The following is a 20,295-nucleotide window of genomic DNA, read 5'->3' as shown; positions in this document are numbered from 1 at the left end:
CTGCCGGGCGGCACCGTAGCTCCCCCACTGCACACAACGATGAGAGATCGGACAACTCCCCCGCCCGGAAGGGACCTCATGCCGATCGCATCGCCGCGCCACGGCCTCATCCTCGGAATCGTGGCCGCGCTCGCCGTCCCGGCCACGCCCACCAGCGCGGCCGCGGTTGCCGACCGGGACTGCGCCGGTGACTTCACGGCCCACTCCCAGGCCGACCTCGCCAAGATCACGGTGCTCGACCCGGGACCGCTCGCCCGGGGCCTGCCGGCGCTCGCCGACGTCCGGCTCGCCTCGGCGAAGGGCGTCGCGGACAGCAGGAGCCGCCCGTTCCGGACCGTCGCCAGCGGGCAGCACGCCGACGCCAGGATCCTCGGGCTGCCCGCGGGCGGGGCCGGCGCCCGGCACGCGGCGCCCGGCCGGGGCGCACCGTCCGGGATGGACCTCGTCACGTTCCAGGCCGCCGGCCTCGCCACCGCCCGTCTCGGGAAGTCGACCGCCCACGCCACCTGGGACGACGCGTACCGGTGCGGCAAGACCGGCCCGCTGACCCGAGCGGCGACCATGCTCGGCGGGCTGTCCGTGCTGGACGGCAGCGGTCCCGCCCCGGCGATGCTCGCGGGCGCCCGCCGGACCAGCCTGCTCCGGATCGGCCCGGCCGGCTCGGCACAGAGCGCCACCGACCTGGTGCGGTTGCCGGACCGGAGCGTCGGCGTACGATCCGCGGCAGGCATCGCCGTCGGAGACCTCAGCCTCTTCGCCGGCACCCCGCAGGAGATCTCCGTCAAGGTGATCACCCAGCCGACGCTGGAGGTCGTGGCGGGAGGAGACCGGGCGACGTCGAAGGTCACCTACCAGCCGGCGGTGCTGCGGGTGACGACGGCCGGCAAACCCGTGCAGGTGCTCAAGGACTCCGGCGCCACCGTCTCGCTCGGCCTGCTCGGCGGCGTCGAACAGGGCAGCCCGGCGGCACTCGAGGTGCGGGTGTCGCTCGGCGAGGTCCGGCAGTCGTACCGGGGCCGGCAGCTCCGGGCGGAGGCGGCGACGGTGCGTGTCGAGGTGAAGGCCGGGATGGCGCACCTGCTCGACGTGGCCCTCGGCCATCTGTCGGTGGCGGCGTGCGCCCCGGTCACGGCCCCGCCCTCGGTCTCGTCCGGGCAGCCCCGCCCGCGCCAGGGCAAGCCGGTCCCGTCCCCGGTCGGGCACCGTGACATGGTCCCGGCCGTACGGGTCCCGGCGCCCGCACCGTCGGCGCCGGTCTCACCGGCCCCCACCTATGTCGATCAGCCCGCTGTCGCCGCCCCCTCGGATGGTGGCGATCTCGCCCTGACCGGCTCCGACGTGACCGTCTTCGGCTTCGCCGGGGCCGGCCTGGTGATGGCCGGCCTGATCTCCCTGGTCCTGACCCGGCGCCGCCCGACCCGCAAATAACCGGCTGGTCGTGGGTGCTGTCTCGTGTGGCCGGAGACTGCACCCACGACCAGCCAGTGGCAACTCGCGTCGCCCGCACCCGGGGACGATCGTCAGGGAACGCCTGCCGCAGCCGCCGCGAGGCACGGAACCTTGCGTGGCCGGTACCGGAGAAGCTCTTAAAGGGTTGTCAGGTAGTCGGTGAGCGTGCGGCGGGGGATCCAGCCCTGGGCGCGGGCGCGGGCGGTGTCGAGGACGACGGTGCCGGTGAGCTGCTCCACGGCGTACCGCGAAAGGACCGGCGGACGGCCCGTCAGCCGCGAGGCCGCCGTCACCACCGCGGCGGCCGCGCGGACCAGCGGAATCGGCACATGCGTGACCGGCACGCCGCAGACCGCCGCGACCACCTCGTCCCGCCGGTAGACGTCGGCGTCCGCGATGTTGTACGCGCCCGGCGGCCACCGCAGCGCCGCCAGACAGGCGTCCGCGAGGTTCTCCACCGCGGTCAGGCTCAGCGGGACGTCCGGCCCGGGCAGCAGCGCCCGGCCGCCGCGCACCACCCGCCGCAGCCGGGGCAGCAGATGCGGATCGCCCGGCCCGTAGACGGCACGCGGCCGCAGCACCACCGCCCCCGCTTCGAGGGCGAGCCGTTCCCCTGCCGCCTTGGTCCTGCCGTAGGCGGTCAGCCCGCCGAGCGGATGGTCCTCGGTAATCCTTTTCGGACTTGACGGGGCATAGACGCTCGCACTGCTCACCCATACCACCGGGCGGTCGCCGGCGGCTTCCAGCAGGCGGGCGGTGCCGTCCACGTTCACCGCACGGAAGGCGGCCTCCGGCGCACGCCCGGGCGGCGGGTCACCGACGGCGGCGGCGAGATGCAGGACGGCGTCGGTTCCGGTCAGGTCGGGTGGGGTACGGGTGGCGTCCCAGAACCGGTGCTCCCCGGTCGGTCCCGGTCGCCGCCCGAGGCAGACGACCTCCATCCCGGCGCCGGCGGTGGCCCGTGCCACCGCGCTCCCGCAGAACCCACTGCCCCCGGTCACGGCTATCCGCATCGGCTGCCTGTCCCACCCGGTGTCCCGTTCGCCATGATCAGGGTCTTCCAGCCGGGGAGGGCGCTGTGCCGGTCGGGCCGGGCGGAACGGACGACCGGGCGGTAGCGGGCCAGCGCCGTCAAGGCGTCGGTGAGCTGGAGACGGGCCAGACGGGCGCCGGGACACGCGTGCGGGCCGGTGCCGAAGACGAGCTGGGCGGTCCGGGGCGCGACCGGGTCGGCCGGGTCCGGATCCCGGCGGTGGGCGCCGACGGCGTGCCGGGCGATCAGAATCAGTCGGTCACCCGCCCGTACCGGATGCCCGTCGACTCTCCCCGCCGCCGCGGCGACGCGGGGGAGCAGCGGTGTCGGGGCGGTGACCCGGAGCAGCTCATCGGCCAGCGCGCCCGGATCGGTGCCGGCGAAATCCCACAGGCCGGCATCGGCGCACCAGGCAGCGGCCCGCGGCAGCCCGGCGACCGTCGTGTTGATCGCGGCGACCGCCAGCATCGCCGCCAGCCCGTCCCCGCCGTCGTTACTGTCCGACAGCAGGTGGTTCAGGCGCTCCGCGGCGCGGCGAGCGGCCCGGCGGCGCCCGGGGAACGGCAGGCCGGGCAGATGTTCCCGGGCTCCGGCGGCAGCGGCGGCACGGGCCGCTGACGCGAGTTCGCGCGGATCGACGGACACGCCGAGGAGCGCGGCGGCGGTCGCCCCGGACAGTTCCGCCGCCACGTCCACCAGGTCGATCGGACGGCCGTCAGCGAGCGGGGCAAGCCGCCGCTTCAGAACCTCCGTCCACACCGGACGCAACCGCCGCACCCCGCCGGCTCCCAGCGAATCCGCGAGCTGCCGGCGCGTACCCCGATGGTCGTCGCCCTCCTGATCGAAGAGCAGTCCGCCACCCGCGAGCCGCCCGGCCGCGGCGCCGGTGGTGCCCTCCGCCGTCCGGTCCAGGGGGATCCGGGTCAGCGCGTCGACGTACGCCTCCCGCGAATGCGCGATCACCGTGCCGCCGATCCGGACCGCGGAACGATGCCGCGTCGCCGCCAGCAACGCGAACAGCACCGGATGACTGCGCAGGTAGACCCGCCGGTCCCGGCGCCGCGCCACCCCATCCCGCTTCGTCACCGCAAGACTGTCGCACACCGGCGGATTCAGCGGACGTGGACCTGCGGGGACGCCGGTGGACGCCACCGGCGGTCCCAGTACCAGAGCAGCGTCCGCCGGGCGCCCCACGCCCGCAACCGGCGCAGGCTGGCCTCGACCACGACATCCTCGGCACGCACGATCCGCGACGTGACCCGGCGGGCACGGTTCAGCATCGTCACGTCCTCGGAACCGTCCTCCAGGGCTTCCCGGGCGGTGCCGCCACAACGCTGGTAGAGATCGGCGGTCAGCGCCACGTTGTGCCCGTGGACCAGCACGAACGGGCTGCGGAACTCCGGCCGGCGATGCGCCCGCCGGTACCTCCCGTAGAGCGCCGCCAGCCGCACCACCCGCGGGAAGACGTTCCGCTCCGCCCACGACGGCTGTTCGTCACGGCGCGGCACACTGCGGCCGCAGACCATGTCGACCCCGCTTGCGAGGTACGCCCGAAGCGTCGCCACCCACTCGGGCGCCGGCAGGCAGTCCGCGTCGGTCCGGGCCAGCACCGTCGCCCCGGCCGCGATCGCATGCCGGAACCCGGTGTCCGCCGCCGTTCCCGCCCCGGGTTCCGCCTCGCTGATCACCTCGACCGGAAACGGGGCCGTGGCGGCGAAGCGGCGCACCACGCCCGCGGTGTCGTCAGTGGACGCGTTGTCCACCACGACCAGCCGGAAGTCCCGATCCGTCTGCCCGGCCAGCGCCGCGAGGGCCGCCCCGATCGATTCCGCTTCGTTGTACGCCGGCACCACCACCGCAAGCCCCACCCCACCACTCTCCCCGATCGTCAGTGCCGTCTCACCGCGGTGTCCCCGGTCGCCACCCCTCGGCTGGTTCTCAGGGCTGTCTCAACGTGGTGGAGACAGCCCTGAGAACAGCCGCACAGAAGGAGGTCAACGGGGGGTTCGTTGGTGGGGGATTCGGGCGGCCAGTGCGGCGGCGGCGAGGCGGTCGGGTTTGCGGGAGCGGCCGGACAGCGGGACCGGGGCGAACATCACCCGGTCCGGGCGGGCCGAGCCCATCCGGTGCAGCGGTTCCCGCAGAGCCGCGGAGACCGCGGCCCGGTCGGCGCCCGGGGCGGTCTCGATCAGGGCGACCACCTGTTCGTCGCCGTCGCCGGCGGGCACGCCGACCAGCACGGCGAGGGCGACGCCGGGCACGTGCAGGGTGGGCTCGTACAGGCCGGGATAGATGTTCTCGGCGTTGCGCAGGATCATGTCCTTGCACCGGCCGGCGAGGACGACCCGGCGCCCGGAGAGGGTGGCCATGTCGCCGGTGGCGACCCATTCGTGCGGGTCGGAGCCGAGGTACCGATCGCAGACACCGGAACCGGCGAGCAGCAACTGGCCCTGGTCGTCGAGGGTGGCGCGGACCCCGGGGAGCAGTTCGCCGGCCAGGTCGCCGGCACCGGTGAACGCCGACTTGTCGCGGGACTCGACGGCGGCGGCGGGGAACACCTCGGTGAGCGCGTACACCCCCCAGGCCTCGTCGGCGCCGGCGGCCCGCACCCGGTCGAGCAGGTGCGCCGAGACCGGCGCGGAACCACTGTAGACCCGGCCGGTGAACGGGACATCCGCGTCGAGAGCGGCCCTGATCTGCGGCGGGGTCAGATAGGTGGCCTGCGGGCGGAGCCCGGTGACCTGGCGGGCGAGCGTACGGGGCCGCCGGGCGGGCGTGGCGACCGGCGCCCCGGCGGCCAGCGACGGGACCATGACGAAGAAGGTGCCACCCAGGACGGGTACGCCGGGACGCGGCTGGACCAGGCCGGCGACCGCCCGGAGGCCGGCGTCGAGACCGGCGCGGGTGTGGACGACGGCCCGGGGGCTGCTGGTGGTTCCGGAGGTGAAGATGACGACCGCGTCGCCGTCACCGTCGAAGGCGGGTGGCGCCGGCCCGTCCGGGAGCCGCAGGGCGGGCGCGTTGCCGGGCAGCCGGACCCCGACGGTCGCCGTGGGCGACATCGCGGAGAAGTCGGGCAGGGCCAGGCCGGCGTGGCGGGCCAGGGGCGCGGCCCACCCGGCCACGGCCTGTGCCGCGGCGTCGGCGACGATCAGCGCGGGACGGGCCACGGAGAGCCGGGCGGTGAGCACGTCGGGACCGGCGGTCGGATCGAGCAGCGCGACCCGGACGCCGAGCCGGTAGGCGGCGAGGACCATGGCCAGCGCTCTCGGCCCGGGACGGATCGCCAGGCCGAGGGTGTCGCGGGGGCGCAGGCCGTGGGCGTGCAGGGCGGTCGCGTACCGGTTGCGGAGGCCGGCCAGTTCCCCACGGGTCACGGTGTGCCGCCCACGGATCAGGGCGGGCCGGTCGTCGCCGGGGCGCAGGCCGGTGTTCAGCGCGTTCAGCAACGGCGCTCCTCAGCGAGGGTCGGGGGAGAGGTGGTCGCTGCCGCGGTCCAGGTACCAGCGGGCAGTCCGCAGCACCCCGTACGCGCGCAGCCGCCGGGTCGAGTTCTCCACCACCATCGACCGGCTGCGGGCGATCTTTGAGGTGGTACGGCGTACCCGGTTGAGAAACAGCCGATCGGTCGGTGACGGCCGCCGTGGCATCCCGCCGCAGGCCTCGTACAGCTCAGCGGTGATCGCCATGTTGTTGCCGGCGTGCATCCGGTAGGGCGCCAGATTCCCGCTGCCCCGGTGCGCCGGCCGCAGCCGCCCGAACGTCGCCGCCAGCCCGACCAGCACCGCGAACACCGCCCGCCCGGCCGGCCCGTGCTCGTCGCGCCGGGCGGTGATCCGGCCGCACACCATGCCCGCGCCGCCGTCGAGCGCGGCCCGGGCCGCCGCCACCCAGCCGGGCCGGGGGATGCAGTCCGCGTCGGTACGGGCGATCTTCGTCGCCCCCGCCGCGATGGCGTGCCGGAACCCGGTGTCGACGGCGCAGCCCACCCCCTTCTCCGGTTCGACGAGCACGTGCACCGGGAACGGCGCGCACGCCACGAACGCCCGTACCGCCTCGACCGTGCTGTCGGTCGATCCGTTGTCGACCACGAGCAGGGTGAACTCGGTGTCGGTCTGGGCGCCGAGCGCGTACAGGGTGGCGCTGATCCGGGCCGCCTCGTTGTACGCCGGCACCACGACCCACAGGTCCGTCACGACCGCTCCCACACCATCGTCATGATGCTGACCCCACCGCCGAGGCCCATGAACAGCACCCGGTCCCCCACCGACAAATCCGGAAATATGCGGGCGAGCTGGACGCCGAGCGTGGCGCTCGCCATGTTCCCCAGCGACGTGACAGTGATCTCGAGCCGGTCCCGTGGCACCCCGGTCACCTCGAGGAACCGTTCCAGGTACGGCAGCGTCACCTGATGCACCAGGATGCGCCGGTACGCCGTGAGGGGCAGCCCGGTGCGTGCCTGCACCCGGTCCAGGATGCTCGCCCCGACCTTCTCGAACACGCCGCGCAGCAGATGCCCGTCCCCGGTGAAATAGGTGTGCTCGTCCCCGCGCGGATGCCGCGACCCGCCGCCCGGGATCCCGCCGACCGCCCAGTGCGACGAGTGCGTCTCGGTGTCGATGTCCAGGATGCCGCCCCGCGTCACCGGCTCGACCACCACCGCCGCCCCCGCGTCCCCGAACGTGTACCCGGCGAACGCCCGCCGGGCCTCCGCCATGTCCGCCACGGTGGGCCGCATGACCCGGCTCGGCGTCTCCCCGGTGACGACCAGCGCCCGCCGCGCCCGCCCGGCCAGGATCATCGACCGGGCCAGGTCGATGCCGTTGACGAAGCTGTTGCAGGCGTTCGTGACGTCGAGCGCGTGGGCCCGGCTGCCGAGCGCGTGTTGCAGGATGTGTGCGGTCGCCGGTTCCACCATGTCCCGGCTCGCCGAGGCGAACAGCAGCAGGTCGACGTCGAGCGGGTCGAGGTCGGCGGAGGCGAGAGCGGCGCGGGCGGCGTGCAGGCCGAGCGTGGAGGCGTACTCGTCGTCCGCCGCGATCCGCCGCCGTTCGATGCCGGTCAGCCGGGCCAGCAGGCCGCGCGGCAGGCGGCCGATGCGGTTCTGCAGTTCCGTCGTGGTGACCTCGTTCTCCGGCAGGTAAGAGCCCACCCCGGTGATACCGACCCGCACATTCCCCCCATTGACGCATCCGGGTTCCTCAGCATGACGGTCCAGTGTCCGATAGGACGACCGTGCCGGAACAGCTTTTCCTGCTGGGGAACCTGGGCACCATGATCACTTACCTGGCGATCACGGTGGCCATCGCGGTGCCGGTCGCCCGGGCGGGCCAGCTGCGCAGCAACCGGCTGGCCGTCGCCACCGCACTGATCTTCCTGACCTCGGCGGTCGGGCACGGCCTGCACGCCTGGCTCGCGTTCGCCAATCTGGACCGGGCCGAACACTCCGTCGAGATGGTCTGGGTGTGGGCGCTGGCCTGGTGGAACGTGGTCACCGGAGCGGCCGGGATGTACTACTGGATCATCCGGCGGCGGGCGCTCCTCGACACCGGCGCGATCTACGCCGACCCGGGGCGGCAGAAGCTGCTCGACGAGGCCGACGTGCAGCGGGCCACCCTGGAGGCGGTGGTCGAGCACACCGACGACGCGATCATCGGGGTCACCCTGGACGGCACGATCACGGCGTGGAACGGCGGGGCCGAGCGGCTCTTCGGGTACACCGCCGCGGAGATCATCGGATCGTCGGCGTCGGTGCTGGCCGACGAGGCGGGCGCCGCCGAGCAGCGGGAGGTGATCCGGCGGATCCGTGCGGGGGAGCGCGGGGTCGCGTACGAGAGCAGGCGTTTCTGCAAGGACGGGCACCCGGTGGAGACGTCGCTGAGCGTGGCCGCGATCCGGGACCGGAGCGGGCGGCCCACCGGGGTGTCCGTGGTGGCGCGGGACATCACCGCGGTCAAGGAGGCGGCGGAGCGGCAGCGGGCCGTCGAGGAACGCACCCATCAGGCGCAGCGGATGGAGAGCCTCGGCAAACTGGCCGGCGGGGTGGCGCACGACTTCAACAACATCCTGGCGATCATCGCGAACTACACCGACTTCGCCCTGGAGGAGGCGGCCGGCAACGACGCGCTGACCGGCGACCTCACGCACGTGCGCACCGCCGCCGACCGGGCCGTCCACCTGACCCGGCAGCTGCTGACGTTCACCCGCGGCGACACCATCCAGCCGCAGGACGTCGACCTGAACGCGAGCCTCGCCGAGGTCGGCGGCATGCTCGGCCGTACCATCGGCGAGCACATCACCCTGATCACGGTCCCGTCCGCGGAACCGGTCGTGGTGCACGCCGACCCCGGCCAGATCCAGCAGGTGCTGCTCAACCTGGCGATCAACGCCCGGGACGCGATGCCGGACGGCGGCACCCTGGTCCTCGAAGCCGACCTGGCCGTTCTTTCCGGCGGCGAACTCGACATGCAGCCGCCGCTGCCCGCCGGAACCTATGCCCGTCTGCTGGTCAGCGACACCGGCGAGGGCATGACCGGGGAGGTGGCCGCGCGCATCTTTGAACCCTTCTACACCACGAAACCGCGCGGTCAGGGCACCGGCCTGGGACTGTCCACGGTGTACGGCATCGTCGCCGAGGCCGGCGGCAGCCTCAACGTGTACTCCGAGCCGGGCGTCGGCACCACGTTCCGCGTCTACCTGCCCCTGGTCGTCACTCCCGGCGCGGCGACGGTCACCGGCCCGCGCATCGAGGCGCCACCGGCAGGCGACGGCCGTACCGTCCTGGTCGTCGAGGACGAGCCCGCCCTGGCCCGCGTCGTCACCCGCATCCTGGCCGGCGCCGGTTACACCGTGCTCACCGCCACCGGCGGACCGCAGGCGCTGGAGCTGTTCCGCCGGCACGGCTGCGACGCCCTGCTCACCGACGTGATCATGCCGGAGATGTCCGGCCGCCGCCTCGCCGACCTGATCCACGAGGTCGTCCCGGCCCTGCCGGTGCTCTACATGTCCGGTTACAGCAACGGCCTGCTCGGTACCACCCACGTCCTGGACGGCGACATCGCCCTGATCGAGAAACCCTTCACCGCCGGCGATCTGCTCCGCCGCCTCGCCGAGGTGATCAAACCCTTCAGTGGTACGGGCCAGCCCGTCCCCGCCGAACACGAGACCGTCCCGTGACACTCCCCGGCGACGCGGGCGGCTCACCGGACCGCAGCGCCCCGCACGGGCGAGGCGTGTGGTTGCGGCTGGTTCTGACGGCTGTCTCGGCGACGCCGAGACAGCCGTGACAACCAGCCGGGGGGTCAGCGGGGACCGAACGAGGCGAGGACGACGGTGAAACGGGACAGCTCGGCCGGCCAGGCCTCGCGGGTGGCCCGCCACTCCAGGACGTACGCCCGGCTGCCCGCCCGGATCACCCGCCGCAGGCCGTGCATGGCGGTGCCGTCGGCGTCGTCGAACGTGTACTCCCAGACGGCGGACGACGGCTCCGGCAGGACCTGGATGCGCAGCCGCCGGTAGGAGTCGAGGCCGGCCGCCTTCTCGGCGGCGGTCAGGGTGGCGAGCAGGTCGGACGGTGGCTTGGCGAGCGGGGTGATGCCGAGCACCGCCCGGCCCTTCCGGCCGGTGAAGGTCAGCGCTCCGGCGGCCGGCCTGCCCCGCTGCCAGCCGGACGGGACGGCGACACGGTAGCCGCCGGGGTCCGCCCACCAGGTGTAACCGGCGGGCGGCGGCACGGCAGACGGAACGACCGCGGGGGCCGCGGCGGAGACGGTGGGGGCCGTGCTCGTACCGGAGCGGGTCCGGCCCTCGGCGGTGGCGGCGACGGCGGTGAGGGTGGCGGTGACCGCGATCGCCGCGGCGATCACCGGGATCCGGCGGCGGCGCGCCGACCGGGGTCGGCGCCGCCCGGTCTCGACGATGCCGCGCAGGAGTCGTTCCACCTCGGCGGCGGAGAGCCGGTCGGCGGGATCGCGGCGCAGCAGCCCGGTCAGCACCGGGGCGAGCGGGCCGGCCTGGCGGGGCGGTGCGGGCCGCGGGTCGGCGAGCGCGTTGATCAGCTCGGTGGTGGTGGCGCGCTGGATCGGCGGCCTGCCCTCGACGGCGTGGTAGAGGGTGGCGCCGAGCGACCACAGGTCGGACCGCCGGTCGGAGACCCGGTCGTAGATCCGCTCCGGCGCGATGTATTTCGGGGAGCCGAGAACGATCCCCAGGTCGGCGAGCGCTTTCACACCGGCCGGGGTGACGGCGGGACCGAAGTCGGTGAGCACGGCCCGGCCGTCGGCGCCGATCAGCACGTTGCCGGGTTTCACGTCGAGGTGCAGCACGCCCCTGCCGGCGGCGGCCTCCAGCCCGGACAGCACGGCCAGGCCGATCGCGGCGGCGCGGGCCGGGGTGAGCGGGCCGGACTCCTCGATCACCTGGTGCAGGGTGCGGGACGGCAGATATTCCATCACCAGCCACGGGCCGTCCCAGGAGGGCATCACGTCGAGGGTGTGGATGACGTGCGGGTGGCGGACCGCCGCGGCGGCCCGCGCCTCCGGCAGCGCCCACTGGCGGATCGCCTGGTGCTGGTCGGGTGGCAGGCCGCGCGGAACGGCGCAGTGCTTGAGGACGACCAGGTGCGGGCGGCTCTCGCGGGGACCGGCGCCGGACGGGCCGTAGGTGGCGCCGACCCGGTGCACCGTCTCGTCGGCGGCGAGCCAGATGCGGCTCATGCTGCCGGAGGCGAGCGGGCGGACCAGACGATATCGCCCGGCGACGACCTCTCCCACCGCTGCCATGCCGTCACCTCTGGTTCAAAGGTTGTTCACGCAGGTCAGATGCACAATCGACGGTACCCGGGCGATGCCACCCAAGGACCGTTGAGGTGACTCTCGGGAGTCACCCGATTATCCACTGTGACCAGTGGCTTCGGCTGTCGGAGAGTTGCCACGCCGTACGGGTGAATTCCGTTTACGCGCCTTCCGGGTGTTGCGGCGAAGCGGGACATCCGGCACCGGACGCCGCTACCGAGGGCGTTGTTCGGCGGCGAGCAACGCGGCGCCGAAGCGCTCGGTGACATGCTCCAGCCATCCCGGCTCCTCGTGGACGAGGTCCGCACCCTGCGCCTCCCGTAATCCGCGCAGGAGATCGCGAAGGCGGTTCTCCGGTGTGCGTTTGGTGGGCTTGATGCGCCGGTCCGAGGTCGTCCAGCGGCGTACCGCGGTGTCGATGTGGACCGAGGGGTCGCATGGCTGCCAGTGCTCCGCGACCGGAACGTCGCGGAGCACCGCGGCCAACGCTGCTGCCTGGTCCTCCCGGGATCGCCGAACGCTCATCGGGAGATGATGCCGCGGCCGGATCGCCCGCCGCACCCGGTTTGCTCGCGGACGGCGGCGGCTGGTTCTCAGGGCTGTCTCGCGGCCCGCGAGGCGGCCCTGAGAACCAGCCGGGGGCTCAGTCGGTCAGGTGAAGGGTGGGGTGGTCCAGGGCGGTGAAGAGGCGGGTGGCGGCGGCGGCGACGGCGGCGCGGACGGCGGCGGGGGCGTCGCCGCGGGTGATGCCGTGCCGGATCTCGGTGTGCAGGGCGCGGTCGGCGGCGGTCAGCAGGGCCGCGGTCAGGCGGGCCGTGGTGGGGTCGGCCGACGAGGCGAGGGCGGTGGTCAGGGCGGATTCGGTGAGTTCGTGCAGGAGGCGGGTGCGGGCCTGCAGGGCGGGGCTGTCGTCGACGAGGCGCCAGAAGCGGACGGCGTCCGGGTGCAGGCCGAGTGTGGGGTCGTCGCGGTCGAGGCGGTCGAGGAAGGCGCGGTGCACGGCGGCGGCCGGTGACTCGCCGGGACGCCGGTCGCGGACGGCCCGGCTGAGGCGCTGGACGACCTCGTCCTGCCGGTCGAAGAGCAGGTCCTCCTTGGTGGGGAAGTAGTTGAAGGCGGTGTTCACCGAGACGTTCGCGGCACGGGCCACCTCCGCGACCGTGACCCGGTCGAAGCCTTTCTCGAGGAACAGCTCCAAGGCCGCGTCGGCGATCGCGGTGCGTGTCGCCTGCTTCTTCTCGTCGCGTAGACCCACGACGGAATACTAGCGCGGCTCCAAACTTGGTGTGACACCAAAATTATCGTACGGTCGGAGCATGCCTCTCACCTTCGGTGTCTATCCGGGTGGCCTCGCCGCCACCGCCGACGGCAACATCACCCCGGGCCCGGCGGAGGATCCGGACCGGATCACCGCGGCCCTCGACGACCTGCACGGCACATCGCCGTTCCTGGTCCGGGGTTACCTGCACTACAGCGACGCCTCGCCGGGCATGCCGCAGGCGCCACCGGAGCCCGCCCGGTACGCGACCGGTTCCCGCCGGCTGGATCTGGTGCTGTGTTTCCGTGAGCCGGGTGACGACCTCACCGGCTGGCTCGGCTTCATCCGCGAGCAGATCAGGGCACACGGCGACCGGCTCGCCACGATCCAGATCACCGAGGAGCCGGAGAACGCCGGCCCCGGTGGCGACGGTGCGTTCCCGGCGGTGCGCCGTGCCCTGATCGAGGGCGTCCGCGCGGCGAAAGAAGAGATCGCCCGGCTCGGTCTGGACACGCTGGCCGGGTGCAACTCCACGCTGCGGTTCGACCCCGGGCAGGCGCACTGGAGCAGCCTCACGGAGATCGGTGACGTCGTGGACTTCGCGGGGCTGGACTTCTTCCCGGACGTGTTCGCGCCGATTCCCGCGGAGCAGCTGGCCGGGACGGTCGCCGGGGTCCTGCGGCTGTTCCGGGAGGGCAGCATGGCGGCGGCCGGGATCCCACCCTCGGTGCCGATGCATGTCACCGAGCACGGCTGGCCGACCGGTCCGGGACGGTCGTGGGCCCGGCAGACGGAGGTCCTGGAAACCGTGGTGCGGACCGTGGCCGCCGCTGCCGATGAGCTGAACATCGGCGTCTACGAGCACTTCGCGCTACGGGACGCCGACAGCGCGGTAGACGACCCGATGTTCCAGTTCGGACTCGTCACCTCCGGCTACCAGCCGAAACCGGCGTACCACGTCTACCGGAATCTGATCCGTGAGCGGGGAGCCGCTTGCTGAGGTGACGAGTCCGGGACCGGGGACCGTCAGACCGGGACCAGGATCCATTGGAGGCCGCCACGGCGAAGTCGCGGTCCGGGGTGATCACGAACTGTTTCGGGTTGCCGCCGGCCAGGACTCCTCGCGGGCGAGTTCCGGCCGGCTGAGCACCGCGACCGTGCTCGGGATCGCCACCAGCGCGGCGACGACGGTGGCGATCACCGCGGGCTGCGGCCACCACGGCCTCGGCGGTCCGGGCGAAGCCGGCTACGGCTCGCGCTTTCACGCCGATAAATCATTGCGGTGCCGGGGCCTCGGTCTGAAACGCCAGTGACGCTCCTGATTCCGAGTTGTTTCCGGGGCGGGCAGAAAAGAAATGGATCACCGGCGCCCCGGTGATCCATTTCGGAAATGTCAGCGAATCGGTACGTCCAGGTAGGATCCGCCGCCGATGGTGATGGAATCGCCGGATTCGTTCTCGTCGTAGTAGAGCGGGTCGACGGTGTCCACCACCAGCGTCAGCGAGTGCCCGGCCGGCAGGTCGTAGGCGGTCGCCGGCAGCCTCAGGTCGATCGTGCGGGCGCCACCGGCGCCGCCCAGCCAGGACGCCGGGGCGTGCGTGATCAGCTTGGCGTTGCCGATCGCGTCCAGGTCGTAGAGGTAGGCGACCACGGTGCCGGTCGCGGCGGTGCCGGAGAGCTCCAGATGCAGCTTCGGTACGCCGCGGACGCGCTGCGCCGACGAGGGCCGCTCGGCCGCCCAGACGCCGGCCTTCCCGCGGTCCACGAACGGCAGCCAGATCTTCGGCTGCGCGCCGGTGATCGCGGCGGCCCCGTTGGTGATCAGCACGACCCCGCCGTTGGCGACGGTGTCCGCGCCGGCCGGCAGCTTCTTGGTCCAGCCGGAGCTGACCGCGCCGCCGAGCAGGCCGGTGCCGTCCAGGGCGCGGATCCGGCCGAGACCGTACCGGGTGGTCGAGGAGGACTGCGCCGCCCAGGTCGGGTAGGACTCGGCGGCGGCGTTCAGCGGCTTGAGGTAGACCGGGTTCGGCGCCGTCGTGCCGGTGGCCAGGTGGGTGTCGAGGAACGCGTACAGGCTGGTCCACACGTCGTTGGGCAGCCCCAGCACGCCGGTCAGCTCGGCGATCGCGTGGTCGCCGGGGCGCAGCTCGAGGCGCTTCGGGGTGGTCAGTTTGCCGTAGAAGTCGACGAGCTGGTTCGGCGGGAAGAACGTGTCGCCCCAGCCGTTGGCGATCAGCACCGCCGGGTTGTTCGCGTTGATCTTGTCGAGGTACGTGGCCGCCGAGCGGACCTTCGCCCAGGCCATCACCTCCGGCACGTCCCGGTTGGCGTTGAAGTCGGCCATCTTGTCGGTGAGTTCCGCGCTCGGCTTGCCGACCAACTGCGCGGCCAGCTCGAGGAGGCCGGCGGACTGGCGGTGCCGGGTGGAGTCGGCGTACAGCGAGGCCACCAGGTCGGTCCAGCCGCTGAGCACCCCGGCCACCCGGATCCGGCTGTCGTGGGCCGCGCCGAGCAGGCTGATGCCGGCCCCGTATGAGATCCCGGCCGCCCCGATCCGTCCCGGGTCCGCCGCCGTGTTCGCGATCGTCCAGTCGACCACCTCGGACAGGTCCGCCATGTCCTTCGGCCCGGCCGTGTCGATCTGGCCGCCGGACAGCCACCAGCCGCGCGGGGTGTAGGAGACGACGACGTACCCGCGCCCGGCCAGGGTCTTCGCCTGCGCCAGGTACTCCAGGTCGTTGAGGCCCCAGCTGGACGGCAGGATCACGGCCGGATGCCGGCCGCTCGCCGCCGGGGCGATGACGTTGGCCTTGAGGACGACGCCGCTGTCGCCGGTGATGTCGACGGCCTTGAACCCGGTCGTGGCCGTCGCGGCCTGTGCCGGTGACGTGGTCGTGATCGTGGTCGCCGCCAGGGTGACGGCGGCGGCCAGGGTGAGCAAACGGCGAAACGCCATCAACACTCCTCGATGGAGGTGGAGCGAACGTGGCGGCAGCGTAGGAATCGGTTCCGAGAATTTGAAGATGGTGACATTCTCGTTACCAGCAAGTAACGTGACTCGTCGGTAGCAAGGGGGGATGCAGTGCTCTACGGAACCCCGACAGCGCGTCGCCGGGACGCCCAGCGCAACCGCGCGGCCCTCCTCGAGGCCGCCGCCGAGGTCCTCGCCGAGGACGAGCAGATCCCCCTGATGCCCGAGATCGCCCGCCGGGCCGGCGTCAGCCAGGCCACCCTCTACCGCCACTTCCCGGACCGGCACGCCCTCACCGTCGCCGTGCTCACCTACCAGCTGGAGATCCTGGAGGCCCGGGTGGTGACCCATGCCGGGCACCCGGCCGGTTTCCGGGCCCTGCTGCGCGAGGTGCTGCACTCCCAGATCGAGCTGCGCGGCCTGGTCAAGCTGGTCCGCCGCTTCGACGCCGGGCTGCAGGAGCGGTACCGCCGGCGCGTGATCGCCGCCTTCGCCACGCCGCTGCGCCGCGCCAGGGAACTCGGCCACGTCCGCGCCGACCTCGTACCGGAAGATCTGTCCCTGCTGTTCACCATGGTCCAGGGCGTCGCCGAGGCCACCGGCGACGTGCATGCCGCCCGGGCCGCCGCCGACCGTTCGGTCGCTCTGGTCCTGGACGGCGTCTTCCTTCCCGAGTGACCTGGGTCACCTCAAGTCCCGGCCGGGCCTGCCGATTCCCCGGATGATGCAGGACAGGCGGCGGGACGGTGGTGAGCACGTGCAGGGATCGATCGACGCGCCCGAACACGCGGAGCTGGAGCGTCTCCGGCAGGTGATCTCCACCGGGCCGACCGGTTTCGTCTCCATCGACGAGGCCGGGATGGTCCTGGTCTGGAACGACTCGGCGGCCCGGCTGCTCGGCTGGACCGCCGCCGAGATCATCGGCCGGCCGCTGGCCGAGATGCTGATCCCGGCCGAACTGCGCGAGCGCCACAACGCCGGGATGGCCCGCTACCTGGCCACCGGCGAGCCGAAGGTGGTCGGCCGCCCGGTCGTCCTGCCGGCCCTGCACCGCGACGGCCACCAGGTCGAGGTGGAACTGACCATCTGGCCGTCCTGGGTCGGCGGCGAACGGCAGTTCTACGCCTTCCTCCGGGACACCTCCGAGCAGCGGGCCGCCGCCGAGCAGACCGCCCGGCAGACCCGGGTGCTGCTCTCCACCATCGAGGCCCAGCGGGCCGTCACCGCCGCCGCCCGGGACCGCGACAAGGCCCTGCACGTGGTCGCCGAGCAGGCGATGGCCGCGTTCCCGGCCGCGACCGGCGCGGTCGTCGAGCTGATCGCCGGCAACCAGCTCACCTACTTCTCCGGCGCCGGCATCCTCGGCGAGCACACCGGGCTGCGCCTGGCCCAGGCCGGCTCGCTCAGCGGCGTGGCGATCGAGGGCCGTTCGGTGGTGCGCTGCACCGACACCGAGACCGACGTACGGGTCAACGCCGAGGCGTGCCGGCGGATCGGGCTGCGGTCCATGTGCATCGCCCCGCTGTACAGCGGCGACCGGCTGATCGGCGTGGTCAAGGTCGCCAGCAGCGTGCCGGAGGCGTTCGACGCCGTCGACGCCCACCACCTGGAGCTGCTCGCCGCCAGCCTGGCCTCCACCCTGATGTACGTCGACGACTACGCCCGCAACACCACCCTGCTCGCCGAGCGGACCAGCGCCCTGGAAGCCCTGGAGGCCAGCGAGAACCGGTTCCGCCTGACCTTCGAGAACTCGCCGCTCGGGCTCACCCTGGCCAGCGTCGACCCCGGGTCGTTCGGTAAGTACCTGCAGGCCAACCCGGCGATGACGGCGATCACCGGGTACCGCACCGCGGAACTGCTGACGATGTCGTTCCGCGACCTGTACCACCCCGACGACGTGGCGGCCACCCAGGCGGCGTGGCAGGAGCTGATCGCGACCGGCCAGGACGCGCTGCGCGCGGAGCGCCGCCTGATCCACAAGGACGGGCACACCATCTGGGTGAGCGTCCGGGTCGCGGCCGTGCGGGACGGGGGCGGCGCCGCGTCGTACGTCGTCGTGCAGGTGGAGGACGTCACCGCGCAACGCGCCGCCGACGCCCGCATGCACCAGCAGGCCGCCCTGCTCAAGCTGATCCCGGCCGCGGTGATCGTGCGCCGCCTCGACGGCACCGTCCTGTGGTGGAACAACGGCGCCCAGCGACTGTACGGCTGGACCGCCGAGGCCGCCCGCGGCCGCTGCACGCACCGGCTGTTCAGCACCGTCGTCGAGGGCGGCTCGATCGACGGCCAGCGCGCCACCCTGGAACGGGACGGCCACTGGGACGGCCAGCTGCAGCACCTCACCTCGATCGGCCGGACCGTCACCGTGCTCAGCCGGCAGGTCGTCTACCGGCCCGCGTACAGCTCGTCCCCCGGCGACGTCGAGGTCCTGGAGATCAACACCGACGTGACCGCGGCCCGTGCCGCCGAACAGGCGCTGGTCCTGAACGAGCAGCGGTTCCGGGCCCAGTTCACGCACTCCGCCGTGGGCCAGGTGATCCGCGGCCTGGACGGCTCGCTGATCGAGGTGAACCAGGCGTTCGCCGCCATGCTCGGCCGCCGCCCCGAGGACCTGATCGGGCGGGTCGCCGACCGCGAGCTGATGCACCCCGACGACCTGATCGTGGGGCACACCGAGGTCGCCACGCTGTTCGCCGGCGACGCCACCTCCTACACCCAGGTGCTGCGGCTGCTGCACGCCGACGGGCACTGGATCGACGCCGAGGCCACCGTCTCGCTCGTCCGGGACAGCCAGGACCGGCCGAAACACCTGATCATCGTGGCCACCGACATCTCCGTACGGCGCACCGCCGAACGGGCCCGCGACCAGGCCGCCGCCGACCTGGCCGAGCGCAACACCGCCCTGGAGACCGCCAATCAGCTCAAACTCGACATCATCGGGATGCTCGGGCACGAGATCAGCAACCCGCTGTCGGCCATCCTCGGATACGCCGACCTGCTCGCCGACGACCTGGGCGAGGAGTCGTCGGGGTCGTACGCCGTCTCGGTGATCAGCCGCCAGGCGCAGCGCCTCGACGACGTGGTCCGCGAGGTCCTCGCCATGGTCAGCATCGACGCCGGCAACATCAACGCGGTCCGCGGCGAGGTGCCGCTGCACGCCGCGATCCGGCAGGTGCTGGACGGCACCGGCAACGCCCACGTGCCGGTGACCGGCCCGGACGTCGCGGTGCTGTTCAACCCGCAGCACCTACAGCAGGTCCTGGTCAACCTGCTCAGCAACGCGACCAAGTACGCCGGCGGGGCGACCGACCTGCGGATCGAGCCGGCCGGCGGACTCGTCCGGCTACGGGTCGAGGACCGCGGGCCCGGCGTGCCGGAGGAGTTCCGGCCGCAGCTGTTCGACCGGCTCACCCGGGCCGAACGCGACGCCGGGGCGGTCCGCGGCACCGGGCTCGGCCTCTACATCGTGCGCAGCCTGGCCCGCGCCAACCACGGCGAGGTACGGCACGAGCCGCACCCGTCCGGCAGCGGCTCGGTCTTCGTGATCGAGGCCGAGACCGCCTAGAACACGACCGTCCAGCCCTCCCGCCGGCCCTGGTCGGCGGTGTAGGCCACGCCGTCCACCTTCCGCCCCTGGGCGTCCTGGAGCGTGATCGTGCCACCGCCGTTGCCGAGCGCCGGTGGCTCGATCCGCACCTGCGTCACCGCACCGGCCGGCAGCCGCCCGCCCAGCGCCTGTCCGTTCAGCGCCCAGCCGGTCAGGTCGACCTCGCCCGGGGTGGTGTTGAGCAGCGTCACCGTCTCCGGCTCGGGGGCCGGGCCCACCGGGTTGACCAGCGCCGCGAGGATCCGTACCAGAAGATCGGTGTTGATCGGGGCCTCCGGCAGCCGGTGACCGGTGATGTCGTCGGTGTGCCAGGCCTGCGACTGGAACGCCAGGAAGATCGCCACCCACTCGTCGCCGGCCGGGAAGTGCAGCAGCAGGGCCCCGTCCTGGAACACCCCGTCGTCGCCGGCGAACCTGCCGTTGTTGCCCTGGTTCATGTGGATATCGTGGACGCCGTTGCCGGGCCGGAACCCGAAGATCTTGTCCGGTTTCGTCTCCGGGCCCCACGCCTCGCCGAACACGTACGCCCGCGCGTCGAGATCCCCGAGCGCCCGCCGCACATAGTGATCCAGGAAATCGCCGAGATCGTTCTCCGGGCCCGGCGCGGCGGTCGGCACCGGGCGCATCAGGGTCCGGTCGAACAGATTTCCGCGGATGAAATCGAGCGCCGCGCCACCCGGCCGGCTCTCGATCTCGGTGAAACCGTCCGGAATCGCCCGCAGGCGTTCCAGAATCGGGTGCCGGAAGTCGTCGACGCCCAGGTAGAGCAGGTCCGGCGGGCTCTGCTGGGAGCGTACGTTGACGGCCGCGCGGTAATCGGTCCCGCCCGCGCGCAAATGGATCTGATAATGCGGTGTGCCGGAGGTCTCGATGCGGCGGTCGATGACGGCGGCACGCAATACCCCGTATCTCTTCAGCGGCATGAAACGGATTCGACACCCGCTTCGGAAAGTGTGTCAACGACAACTACCGGACAGGACGACGGCGCCCGGACCGGCCGTAACGGGGATCTTGCGCCGCATGGTTCGGGTGCTCGCTGGGAATGCTCTCAGCGATCCCCGGTAACCTGGGACCTTCGTCCCTTCGTGAAGGAGTTGATGTCCGCCGTGGGCGGATACGGCTGGCAAGTCGTCCTGGTCGTGGTCCTGGTGCTGCTGAACGCGGCGTTCTCGGGCAGCGAGATGG

At 72.8% G+C, this 20,295-nt stretch carries 16 protein-coding genes; 5 read left to right on the top strand and 11 right to left on the bottom strand.

Features of this window, described 5'->3' with window-relative positions; genetic code table 11:
- Positions 1–78 precede the first annotated feature (78 nt).
- A complete protein-coding gene (locus ACZ3II_RS18820) occupies positions 79–1,428 on the top strand; it encodes a hypothetical protein (RefSeq protein ID WP_465518950.1) in 1,350 nt (449 codons plus the stop codon).
- Positions 1,429–1,586: 158 nt separating this feature from the next.
- On the opposite strand, the gene ACZ3II_RS18815 is transcribed toward ACZ3II_RS18820, so the two are convergent.
- From ACZ3II_RS18815 to ACZ3II_RS18790, 6 genes are all read right to left on the bottom strand, one after another.
- Positions 1,587–2,450, bottom strand: a complete 864-nt coding sequence (locus ACZ3II_RS18815; protein WP_465518949.1) for an NAD-dependent epimerase/dehydratase family protein — start codon at positions 2,448–2,450, stop codon at positions 1,587–1,589.
- Positions 2,451–2,452: 2 nt separating this feature from the next.
- A complete protein-coding gene (locus ACZ3II_RS18810) occupies positions 2,453–3,568 on the bottom strand; it encodes a cytochrome P450 (protein ID WP_465518948.1) in 1,116 nt (371 codons plus the stop codon).
- Positions 3,569–3,594: 26 nt separating this feature from the next.
- Entirely contained in the window at positions 3,595–4,350 is a 756-nt protein-coding gene (locus ACZ3II_RS18805; protein ID WP_465518947.1) for a glycosyltransferase family 2 protein, read from the bottom strand.
- Between the two features lie 126 nt (positions 4,351–4,476).
- Positions 4,477–5,931: a class I adenylate-forming enzyme family protein gene (locus ACZ3II_RS18800; protein WP_465518946.1), complete on the bottom strand. Its 1,455-nt coding sequence runs from the start codon at positions 5,929–5,931 to the stop codon at positions 4,477–4,479.
- 9 nt (positions 5,932–5,940) lie between these two features.
- Positions 5,941–6,678, bottom strand: a complete 738-nt coding sequence (locus tag ACZ3II_RS18795) for a glycosyltransferase family 2 protein (RefSeq protein ID WP_465518945.1) — start codon at positions 6,676–6,678, stop codon at positions 5,941–5,943.
- Positions 6,675–7,655 (bottom strand): 3-oxoacyl-ACP synthase III family protein, encoded by a 981-nt coding sequence (locus ACZ3II_RS18790; RefSeq protein ID WP_465518944.1) that lies wholly within the window; start codon positions 7,653–7,655, stop codon positions 6,675–6,677. The genes ACZ3II_RS18795 and ACZ3II_RS18790 overlap by 4 nt, the downstream gene beginning before the upstream one ends.
- A gap of 101 nt (positions 7,656–7,756) precedes the next feature.
- Here ACZ3II_RS18790 and ACZ3II_RS18785 point away from each other — a divergent pair, with 101 nt between their 5' ends.
- Positions 7,757–9,658, top strand: coding sequence for a PAS domain S-box protein (locus ACZ3II_RS18785; protein ID WP_465518943.1), 1,902 nt, complete (start codon positions 7,757–7,759; stop codon positions 9,656–9,658).
- Between the two features lie 125 nt (positions 9,659–9,783).
- On the opposite strand, the gene ACZ3II_RS18780 is transcribed toward ACZ3II_RS18785, so the two are convergent.
- The 3 genes from ACZ3II_RS18780 to ACZ3II_RS18770 form a co-directional block, all read right to left on the bottom strand.
- A complete protein-coding gene (locus ACZ3II_RS18780; protein ID WP_465518942.1) occupies positions 9,784–11,262 on the bottom strand; it encodes a serine/threonine-protein kinase in 1,479 nt (492 codons plus the stop codon).
- A 225-nt stretch (positions 11,263–11,487) separates the two neighbouring features.
- Entirely contained in the window at positions 11,488–11,799 is a 312-nt protein-coding gene (locus tag ACZ3II_RS18775) for a hypothetical protein (protein WP_465518941.1), read from the bottom strand.
- A 118-nt stretch (positions 11,800–11,917) separates the two neighbouring features.
- The gene (locus ACZ3II_RS18770) at positions 11,918–12,529 is read right to left on the bottom strand and encodes a TetR/AcrR family transcriptional regulator (protein ID WP_465518940.1); all 612 of its coding nucleotides are present in this window, start codon (positions 12,527–12,529) and stop codon (positions 11,918–11,920) included.
- Between the two features lie 61 nt (positions 12,530–12,590).
- Here ACZ3II_RS18770 and ACZ3II_RS18765 point away from each other — a divergent pair, with 61 nt between their 5' ends.
- Positions 12,591–13,532, top strand: a complete 942-nt coding sequence (locus ACZ3II_RS18765) for a hypothetical protein (RefSeq protein WP_465518939.1) — start codon at positions 12,591–12,593, stop codon at positions 13,530–13,532.
- A gap of 393 nt (positions 13,533–13,925) precedes the next feature.
- Here the strand turns inward: ACZ3II_RS18765 and ACZ3II_RS18760 are convergent, their stop codons facing one another.
- Entirely contained in the window at positions 13,926–15,488 is a 1,563-nt protein-coding gene (locus ACZ3II_RS18760) for a CocE/NonD family hydrolase (protein WP_465518938.1), read from the bottom strand.
- Positions 15,489–15,614: 126 nt separating this feature from the next.
- On the opposite strand from ACZ3II_RS18760, the gene ACZ3II_RS18755 reads away from it, so the two are divergent.
- Together ACZ3II_RS18755 and ACZ3II_RS18750 are read left to right on the top strand one after the other, a co-directional pair.
- Entirely contained in the window at positions 15,615–16,181 is a 567-nt protein-coding gene (locus tag ACZ3II_RS18755) for a TetR/AcrR family transcriptional regulator (protein ID WP_465518937.1), read from the top strand.
- 79 nt (positions 16,182–16,260) lie between these two features.
- Positions 16,261–19,068, top strand: a complete 2,808-nt coding sequence (locus ACZ3II_RS18750) for a PAS domain S-box protein (RefSeq protein ID WP_465518936.1) — start codon at positions 16,261–16,263, stop codon at positions 19,066–19,068.
- Here ACZ3II_RS18750 and ACZ3II_RS18745 read toward each other — a convergent pair.
- Positions 19,065–20,033, bottom strand: coding sequence for a DUF2278 family protein (locus tag ACZ3II_RS18745; protein WP_465518935.1), 969 nt, complete (start codon positions 20,031–20,033; stop codon positions 19,065–19,067). The genes ACZ3II_RS18750 and ACZ3II_RS18745 overlap by 4 nt on opposite strands.
- Positions 20,034–20,295: the final 262 nt, after the last annotated feature.

The organism is Actinoplanes sp. NPDC019969, from assembly GCF_055562375.1.
The sequence above is the reverse complement of the archived record's forward strand: the minus strand, read 5'-3'. Positions and strand labels throughout refer to the sequence as shown.

Excerpts from the sequence above, each read along its gene's own strand:
- ACZ3II_RS18775 (WP_465518941.1), bottom strand. The coding sequence starts at position 11,799 with ATGAGCGTTCGGCGATCCCGGGAGGACCAGGCAGCAGCGTTGGCCGCG.
- ACZ3II_RS18745 (WP_465518935.1), bottom strand. The coding sequence starts at position 20,033 with ATGCCGCTGAAGAGATACGGGGTATTGCGTGCCGCCGTCATCGACCGC.
- ACZ3II_RS18820 (WP_465518950.1), top strand. The coding sequence starts at position 79 with ATGCCGATCGCATCGCCGCGCCACGGCCTCATCCTCGGAATCGTGGCC.
- ACZ3II_RS18765 (WP_465518939.1), top strand. The coding sequence starts at position 12,591 with ATGCCTCTCACCTTCGGTGTCTATCCGGGTGGCCTCGCCGCCACCGCC.
- ACZ3II_RS18780 (WP_465518942.1), bottom strand. The coding sequence starts at position 11,262 with ATGGCAGCGGTGGGAGAGGTCGTCGCCGGGCGATATCGTCTGGTCCGC.
- ACZ3II_RS18785 (WP_465518943.1), top strand. The coding sequence starts at position 7,757 with ATGATCACTTACCTGGCGATCACGGTGGCCATCGCGGTGCCGGTCGCC.
- ACZ3II_RS18760 (WP_465518938.1), bottom strand. The coding sequence starts at position 15,488 with ATGGCGTTTCGCCGTTTGCTCACCCTGGCCGCCGCCGTCACCCTGGCG.